Genomic DNA, 7,613 nt, shown 5'->3' with positions numbered 1-7,613 from the left:
AAAGGCCCGTTTCAAAAACCATGCGTCATCCTGAGTGGCGGCGAAACCACGGTGACCATCCGAAAGGCCGAGCGTGTGGCAGAGCGATCTGCGCAGGTCAAGGAGGAGACCGCGCAGCGGGCGGGGGACACGGAGCAGAGCGCTCTGCCGCACGCTCGGCCCGGAAGAGGCGGTAGAGCAGGTGAGTTTTGCCTCGGCCTAGCCGTGGCCTTGCAAGCGCAACCCAACGTCTGGGCCATCGCAGCCGACACCGACGGCATTGACGGCATCGAAGACAACGCTGGCGCACGCGTACTGCCCGACACCCTAGCCCGTGCTGAGGCCGTCGGCATCAAAGCCGCCGACTGTCTAGACCGCAACGACGCCTATGGCTTCTTTGAGGCTGTGGGCGATTTGGTGGTCACGGGCCCCACGCACACCAATGTGAACGACTTTCGGGCGATGTTGGTGCTTTGAGTCGGGTGTTGTTCAAGCTAGCATGTGCACACGTTAGGAGAAAGCCATGTTCCAAGTTCACGCCATTGCCCCACACCGTTTGCCCCAGCTCTTGCGCGAGATGCCCAAGGCCGAGCTGCACATCCACATCGAGGGATCGCTAGAGCCTGAGCTTATCTTTGCGCTGGCCGATCGCAATGGTGTGACGCTGCCTTATGCCAACGTAGAGGCCTTGCGTGCCGCCTATGCCTTTGACAACCTGCAAAGCTTTTTGGACATTTATTACGCGGGTGCCAGCGTGCTGTTGCATGAGCAAGATTTCTACGACATGGCGTGGGCTTATTTGCAACGCGCAGCAGCGGACCACGTGGTGCACGCTGAGATTTTCTTTGACCCACAAACCCACACCGATCGTGGCGTGCCTATGTCCTCCGTCATCAACGGTTTGCACCGCGCGTGTGTGGATGCGCAAGCGCAACTGGGTGTGAGCGCGCAACTCATTTTGTGTTTCTTGCGTCACCTGACCGAATTGGCCGCGCTGCAAACCTTCAACGAAGCCTTGCCCTTTAGGTCCAAGTTTATTGGCGTGGGCTTGGACTCCAGTGAAGTGGGCCACCCACCTGAAAAATTCAAAAACGTGTTTGCCCTGGCGCACGCGCATGGTCTGCACTTGGTGGCGCACGCCGGCGAAGAGGGTCCACCGGCCTACATCTGGAGTGCTTTGGATGTGTTGCGCGTTGATCGCATCGATCACGGCGTGCAAGCCGTGCACGATGCCGCGTTGATGACACGCTTGGCCCAAGACCGCACACCACTCACGGTGTGTCCGCTGTCCAACCAAAAGCTGTGCGTGTTTCCTGACTTGAAAAATCACAACATTGGCCAACTGCTAGAAGCAGGCTTGTGCGTGACCATCAACTCGGACGATCCTGCCTACTTTGGCGGCTACATCAACGACAACTTTGTGCAGACCTTTGAAGCCACAGGCTTAACCGCGCAGCAAGCCTACGTGCTGGCTAGCAATAGTTTTGAAGCCAGCTTTGCACCACAGGTGCAAAAAAACATTTGGCTGCACGCACTCAAGCAAACATTCCAAAAGTTTCCTGAGCAGGATTAAGGCTTGAGCAGGGCCAGCAAGCTTTGCAAGTTGGGTGCTTTGCCCAAAGTCCAGCAAGCCTGAATGATTTGATTGCTACGCTCAGCGCCCAAAATCGGGTCAGCCAAATCGTGGAACTTGCGCTCCAGCATGGCATCGGTCATGGGGCGTTGCAGTGAACCAATGGCGTGCTCCACATGCACGTCCACGGTGCGGCCGTCTTTCAAGTGCGCGGTCACGTACACGCTTTCTTCGCGTACCGATGCGTCCACCACGGCGTTCACCTTGTCGCGCAAAGCCACCACGTCGTCGCGACACACGATGTGGTCAGAGAATTCTGCTTCGCCTGCACGGCCAAAGATCAGGCCCACTGCGCAGCCGTGGTACACGCTGAACTTGCCTTGCAAGCCGTCTTGCGGTGTTTTCTTGCCTGTCAATTCCAGCACCAATGGATGCACGCGCAAGTCGATGCGGGTCAAGTCTTCGGGCTTCACGCCTTGCTCGCGCAGTTGCGCGCAGGCGTCGATGCTGGGGTGAATCACGATGCCGCAAGCAAAGGGTTTGTAGGCGTTGAAGCTGATCTCAAAGCGCTGACCTAACTCGTCTTGTGCTTCGCGCCAGTCGTATTTGGTAGACACCACTTGGGCCCAGCCACGTGGGGCTTCGAGCGATCGAGCGCTGGAGGTAAAGCCGTGTTGTGCCATCAAAGCCGACATCAAGCCTGCGCGTGCTGCACCGCCGGGGTGGAAGGGCTTGGTCATGGTGCCAAACTGTTCACGCAAGCCAATGGGCTGCGAGGCGGCAATGCCAAGCGCCATGGTGGTTTGTTGTTCGCTCAAGCCCAGCAAACGTGCGCAGGCGGCAGCTGCACCCAGCGTGCCAGTGGAGCCCGTGATGTGCCAGCCGCGATCGTAGTGCTGGGGGTAGACCAAGTTGCCCATGCGGCAAGCCACATCAATGCCCAACACGATGGCGTCCATCACTTGGCGGCCTGAACTGTTTTGGTGCTCGGCCAAAGCCATCACCGCAGAGGCCACAGGGCCTGCGGGATGGATGATGGTTTTGAGGTGGGTGTCGTCGTAATCAAAGGTGTGCGAGGAGATGCCGTTGATCAACGCAGCACTGGCCATGTCCACGCGCTCAGTGCGGCCAGCCAATGTGGCTTGAGGCGCAGGAGCCAACATTTGCACTGCGGCCAAGGCTGCATCGACCGCTTCGTGTTTGGCAGCGCCGATGGCGCAACCCAACCAGTTCAAAAAGGTGCGGTGAGCCTCGTGTTCCACCGCATCGCTCCACCCCTGCGTGGGGTGTTGCGACACAAAGTGTGCCAATTGCGCGGTGATGGCCGGGGCGTGGTGGTCTGCCGCTGCGGCGATGTTGACTGTCATGAGGCTTCCGTTTCAGTTTTTTAAATTAGGTGTTGTCTAAGTTGATGTTGCGTTCGCGGGCCAGTGCGGTCCAGCGTGCCAAATCTTTTTTCATGTAGTCCCCGAATTGAGCGGGGGTCATGGGTGTCAGTTCCACGGCTTCGGCGCTCAGCTTTTCGCGCAAATCGGGCATGGCCAACACTTGGGCCATGGCGTTGTTGAGCTGTGTGACCAAGGGGGCTGGCATACCTGCTGGCCCAACCACGCCGTACCACTGCTGTGCATCAAAGCCTTTGAGGCCCGCTTCTTCCATGGTCGGTACATCTTTCAGTGCGGGGTGACGTTGTGTGCCTGTGACCGCGAGGGGACGTAAGCGGCCGCTGCGAATGTGCGGCAGTGCAGCGGCCAAGCCTGGAAACATGGCTTGGGTTTGCCCGGCGATCAAATCGGTGGTGGCGGGCGCAATGCCGCGGTAGGGAATGTGCACCATGAAGGTGTTGGTTTGCCCTTTGAACAACTCTGCGGTCAAGTGCGTGAGAGAGCCTGCACCCGCTGAGCCATAAGAAATCTGGCCAGGATTTTTCTTGACGTAATCAATGAACGATTTGACGTCGGTGGGAGGCAGCGCTGTGTTCACCACCAACACATTGGGCGTGCTGCCAATCATGCCAATCGGCGTGAAGTCTTTGATAGGGTCGTAGGCTAATTTGCGCGTGGCTGGCGCAGTGCCGTGAGTGGCCACGTAGCCTTGCATGAGCGTGTAGCCATCGGGGGTAGCACGTGCTGTGGCTTGTGAAGCAATCACACCACCACCACCGCTTTGGTTGTCGACCAACACGTTTTGGCCCAACACTTTACTGAGGCGTTCGCAAAATGTGCGGCCAATCATGTCTGAACCTCCGCCTGCTGCCACGGCCACGATGTAGCGGATGGGTTTGTTGGGATAGGGTGCTTGGGCCAGAGCCGTTTCAGATAAACCGAAAAGCAAAGGCGAGGCTTGCAAGAGTGTGCGGCGTTTCATAGTGACTCCTTCATGGACCAGAAAAATATCGTATGCGATCGTTTGCGGCTTGGGTGTCGCCAACAGTCCACAGGGCGACAGCGTGTCTAAAATACAAACTCTATTCAAAGGTTGAACGATGAGCATCAAGAGCGACAAATGGATCCGCCGCATGGCGCAAGAGCACGGCATGATCGAGCCCTTCGAGCCCGGCCAAATCCGCCAAAACGCAGCAGGCGAAAAAATTGTCAGCTACGGCACCAGTAGCTACGGCTACGACATCCGTTGCGCGCCCGAGTTCAAGGTTTTCACTAATATCTATAGCACGGTGGTGGATCCGAAAAACTTTGATCCAAAGAGCTTCGTGGACATCGAGTCGGATGTGTGCATCATCCCGCCCAATAGCTTTGCGCTGGCTCGCACCATGGAGTACTTCCGCATTCCGCGCAACGTGCTGACCATTTGCTTGGGTAAGAGCACCTATGCGCGCTGCGGCATCATTGTCAACGTCACGCCTTTTGAGCCCGAGTGGGAAGGCTATGTGACCTTGGAGTTCTCCAACACCACGCCGCTGCCCGCCAAGATTTACGCAGGCGAGGGCTGTGCCCAAGTGCTGTTCTTTGAGAGCGACAAAGACGACGTGTGCGAAACCAGCTACAAAGACCGTGGCGGCAAGTACCAAGGTCAAGTGGGCGTCACGCTGCCCAAGACTTAATTGACCACCCCCAACATCAAACTCAACGTCATCGGTTGCGGCCGCGTGGGCCAAACCCTCGCGGCCTTGTTACATCAGCAGGCCCGAGTGCAGGTGCAAGACCTGCATTCGCGCAGCTTCAGCAGCGCCGAGCAAGCCGCGCAGTTTGTGGGGGCTGGCAAACCTGTGGCTGCGCTGCAGCCAATGCGCCCCGCCGATGTTTGGCTGCTCAGCGTGCCCGATGCCCAAGTGGGCGCGGTTGCGCAGGCCTTGGCCGACGCGCAGGGCGCCAAACTGGCGGGTGCGATTGTTTTTCACAACAGTGGTTTTTTAAGCGCTGCCGTGTTGAAGCCCTTGCAAGCCTTGGGTTGTCATGCGGCTAGCGCTCATCCCGTGCTGAACTTTGCATCGCCCGACACAGGCGTGCGCCAGTTTGCTGGCACACCTTGCGGACTAGAGGGCGATGCTGATGCGCTGGCTTGGCTGCACACCATGCTTACCGCCATTGGCGGGCGTTGCTTCGAGATTGCCAGTGCCGACAAACCTCTGTACCACGCTGCGGCGGTATTTAGCAGCAACTTCACCGTGGTGTTGCAAGGCATTGCGCAAGACGCTTGGCGCAGCGCAGGTGTGCCGCTAGAGCTGATGCGCCCGCTAACCGAGGCTTTGCTCACAAGCACGGTGGACAACGTGCTGTCCATGGGCCCTGCAAAGGCTTTGACTGGCCCAGCCGCGAGGGGTGACAAAGCTGTGGTGCAGGCGCAGGGCGCAATCGTGCAGCAGTGGAATGCCCCTGCGGGGGAGGCCTACGCCTTGCTCAGCCAATTGGCAGCCGAGCTAAAGCAGCGGGCCTAAGCCCAGTGCTTAAGCCGCATTACAAACTGCCGCGACCTTCTTTGGCGTGGAAGGTTTGTGCTGTTTCCCAAGCCACTTTTTGCAAATGTGCTGCCACGTCTTTAGGCAAACCCGCGGCGTAGGTGTTGCCGATAGGGTTTTGTTTGTAGACCGAAGCCATCACGGTGCTGGCGGCCAAGTAGGTGCCCATCAGGCTGGGGTGACGCTTGTCAGCCACGTACAAATTTAAGTCTGGGCGTTGCGCCAGAGAGTTGGCAAAAGCCAACCCTGCGGGCACCACCAACGCCTTGTTTTGTTTGCCTGCCTTGATGTATTCGTTGGCCAGTTGAATGGTCATTTCTGGCTTGTCTGCATAGGCCCAAGACATAAACAGAATTGGCTCTGCACCGTATTTGCGCGCTGTATCGCTATGCTTTTTGGTGAACTCATAAAAAATAGGCTGCAGCTTCGGGTGAACGGGGCACTGGCTGCAATCCATCATCATCACGCCGTCAAAAGGCTTGTCGAAGGTGTTGAACACCACCTCGTTGTCGCCCACAAATGAGTAGCTGGCCACGCCGCCTGGCTTAAAGTGGGCCTCTACATCGTGCCAGTTGATGCCTGAGCCGCTGATGGTGGCCGACGTGGCCCTGTAGCCTTTGCCGCCTGCCGCACTTAGCAACTGGCCCACATGGCCGTGCATGGAGTTGTTGTAATAAAAGAAGCTATTGCCCACCCACAGCAAGGTCTTAACGTCGGTCGTTTTAGCTTGTTTGCTTGGGGTGGATGTCAGGGTTTCGCAGCCTGTCAAACCCAGTGCAAGGGCGAGCGTCAAGATCAAGCGGGTGAGCAGCATAGAAGTTTCTTTCAAATAAAAATTCTCGGTTCATGCAAGCCACGTTGCAATCGGGCAACACCCTAATTGAATCGGGCACCTCTGCTGTCGGCATGAGGATGAAGTGATTAATTCTGATTAATGAAGGGGTTTTTGGCCTAGCCGCCCACAATGCGACAATATGCCCCAAACATGACGACCTCTTTTTCTAATTTGCAGCTGGCCCCCGCGCTGGCACGTGCCGTAGCCGAAATGGGCTACGAAACTATGACTCCCATCCAAGCCGAGGCCATTCCCGTGGTTCTGACGGGCCAAGATGTGATGGGTGCCGCGCAAACCGGCACTGGCAAAACAGCCGCGTTCTCGCTGCCCTTGCTTCAACGTTTGCTCAAACACGAAAACAGCTCTACCTCGCCCGCGCGCCACCCTGTGCGTGCCTTGGTGCTGCTGCCCACGCGTGAGCTGGCCGATCAAGTCGCCCAGCAAATCAAGCAGTACGCGGTGCATACCAACTTGCGCAGCATGGTGGTTTTTGGTGGCATGGACATGAAGCCTCAAACCCTTGAGCTGAAAAAAGGCGTCGAAGTTTTGGTGGCCACGCCCGGCCGTTTGCTGGATCACATCGAAGCCAAAAACGTGGTGCTCAACCAAGTTGAATACGTGGTGCTCGACGAAGCCGACCGCATGTTGGACATCGGCTTTTTGCCAGACCTTCAACGCATCTTGAGCCACTTGCCCAAGACGCGCACCACGCTGTTGTTTTCGGCCACGTTCTCAAACGAGATCAAACGCTTGGCGGGCAGCTATTTGCAAAACCCCGTCACCATCGAAGTGGCGCGTCCTAACGAAACAGCCGCCACCATCACGCAGTTGTTTTACAGCGTGAGCGTGGACGACAAATACAACGCGCTGCGCCACCTCATCAAAACCAACGGCATGAAGCAAGCCTTTGTGTTTTGCAACAGCAAACTCGGCTGCGCCCGTTTGGCCCGCGCGTTGGAGCGCGACGGTTATCGCACCAGTGCTTTGCACGGCGACAAAAGCCAAGACGAACGCCTGAAAGCCCTCGAAGGCTTCAAAAAAGGCGAAGTCGATTTGTTGGTGTGTACCGATGTGGCCGCCCGCGGCCTTGACATCAAAGACGTGCCTGCGGTGTTTAACTTTGACATTCCTTTCAACGCCGAAGACTATGTGCACCGCATTGGTCGCACGGGCCGCGCGGGTGCTTTGGGCCACGCCATCAGCTTTGTGTCGAGCAGCGACCAACGCTTGGTGGCTGATATTGAGAAATTGCTCAAGACCAAAATCACTTTAGAAAACGTAGCCGTCGAACAAGACCGTCCGCGCGAGCG

The 7,613-nt window shown here is 57.3% G+C and carries 8 protein-coding genes; 5 read left to right on the top strand and 3 right to left on the bottom strand.

The annotated features are described in order from the left end of the window. Both ABWP81_RS06660 and ABWP81_RS06655 read left to right on the top strand, forming a co-directional pair. On the top strand, positions 1 to 456 hold a 456-nt coding region (locus ABWP81_RS06660; protein WP_353140458.1), incomplete at its 5' end, for an MOFRL family protein. A 46-nt stretch (positions 457 to 502) separates the two neighbouring features. Next, positions 503 to 1,552: an adenosine deaminase gene (locus tag ABWP81_RS06655; RefSeq protein ID WP_353140456.1), complete on the top strand. Its 1,050-nt coding sequence runs from the start codon at positions 503 to 505 to the stop codon at positions 1,550 to 1,552. Here the strand turns inward: ABWP81_RS06655 and ABWP81_RS06650 are convergent. Together ABWP81_RS06650 and ABWP81_RS06645 are read right to left on the bottom strand one after the other, a co-directional pair. Continuing rightward, positions 1,549 to 2,919: an MmgE/PrpD family protein gene (locus tag ABWP81_RS06650; protein ID WP_353140454.1), complete on the bottom strand. Its 1,371-nt coding sequence runs from the start codon at positions 2,917 to 2,919 to the stop codon at positions 1,549 to 1,551. The two genes, ABWP81_RS06655 and ABWP81_RS06650, sit on opposite strands and share 4 nt — an antisense overlap. 25 nt (positions 2,920 to 2,944) lie before the next feature. After that, on the bottom strand, positions 2,945 to 3,919 hold the full coding sequence (locus ABWP81_RS06645; protein ID WP_353140452.1) for a Bug family tripartite tricarboxylate transporter substrate binding protein: 975 nt from the start codon (positions 3,917 to 3,919) through the stop codon (positions 2,945 to 2,947). Positions 3,920 to 4,037: 118 nt separating this feature from the next. Between ABWP81_RS06645 and dcd the strand changes: the two genes are divergently transcribed. Together dcd and ABWP81_RS06635 are read left to right on the top strand one after the other, a co-directional pair. Then, positions 4,038 to 4,613 carry a dCTP deaminase gene (gene dcd / locus ABWP81_RS06640; RefSeq protein ID WP_353140450.1) on the top strand — a complete coding sequence of 192 codons (576 nt, stop codon included), beginning with the start codon at positions 4,038 to 4,040 and terminating at the stop codon, positions 4,611 to 4,613. Further along, positions 4,614 to 5,447 (top strand): Rossmann-like and DUF2520 domain-containing protein, encoded by an 834-nt coding sequence (locus tag ABWP81_RS06635; protein WP_353140448.1) that lies wholly within the window; start codon positions 4,614 to 4,616, stop codon positions 5,445 to 5,447. Between the two features lie 19 nt (positions 5,448 to 5,466). Here the strand turns inward: ABWP81_RS06635 and ABWP81_RS06630 are convergent, their stop codons facing one another. Further along, positions 5,467 to 6,282 (bottom strand): hypothetical protein, encoded by an 816-nt coding sequence (locus tag ABWP81_RS06630; RefSeq protein WP_353132945.1) that lies wholly within the window; start codon positions 6,280 to 6,282, stop codon positions 5,467 to 5,469. A gap of 171 nt (positions 6,283 to 6,453) precedes the next feature. On the opposite strand from ABWP81_RS06630, the gene ABWP81_RS06625 reads away from it, so the two are divergent. Further along, positions 6,454 to 7,613: DEAD/DEAH box helicase (locus ABWP81_RS06625; RefSeq protein ID WP_353140446.1), on the top strand; the 1,160-nt coding region annotated here is incomplete at its 3' end.

The sequence above is a fragment of the Limnohabitans sp. genome (assembly GCF_040401135.1).
Taxonomy (GTDB): Bacteria; Pseudomonadota; Gammaproteobacteria; order Burkholderiales; family Burkholderiaceae_C; genus Limnohabitans.
Note: the sequence above shows the minus strand (reverse complement) of the source record. Positions and strands in the feature narration are given on the sequence as shown.

Excerpts from the sequence above, each read along its gene's own strand:
- ABWP81_RS06650 (WP_353140454.1), bottom strand. The coding sequence starts at position 2,919 with ATGACAGTCAACATCGCCGCAGCGGCAGACCACCACGCCCCGGCCATC.
- ABWP81_RS06645 (WP_353140452.1), bottom strand. The coding sequence starts at position 3,919 with ATGAAACGCCGCACACTCTTGCAAGCCTCGCCTTTGCTTTTCGGTTTA.
- ABWP81_RS06630 (WP_353132945.1), bottom strand. The coding sequence starts at position 6,282 with ATGCTGCTCACCCGCTTGATCTTGACGCTCGCCCTTGCACTGGGTTTG.
- ABWP81_RS06655 (WP_353140456.1), top strand. The coding sequence starts at position 503 with ATGTTCCAAGTTCACGCCATTGCCCCACACCGTTTGCCCCAGCTCTTG.
- dcd (WP_353140450.1), top strand. The coding sequence starts at position 4,038 with ATGAGCATCAAGAGCGACAAATGGATCCGCCGCATGGCGCAAGAGCAC.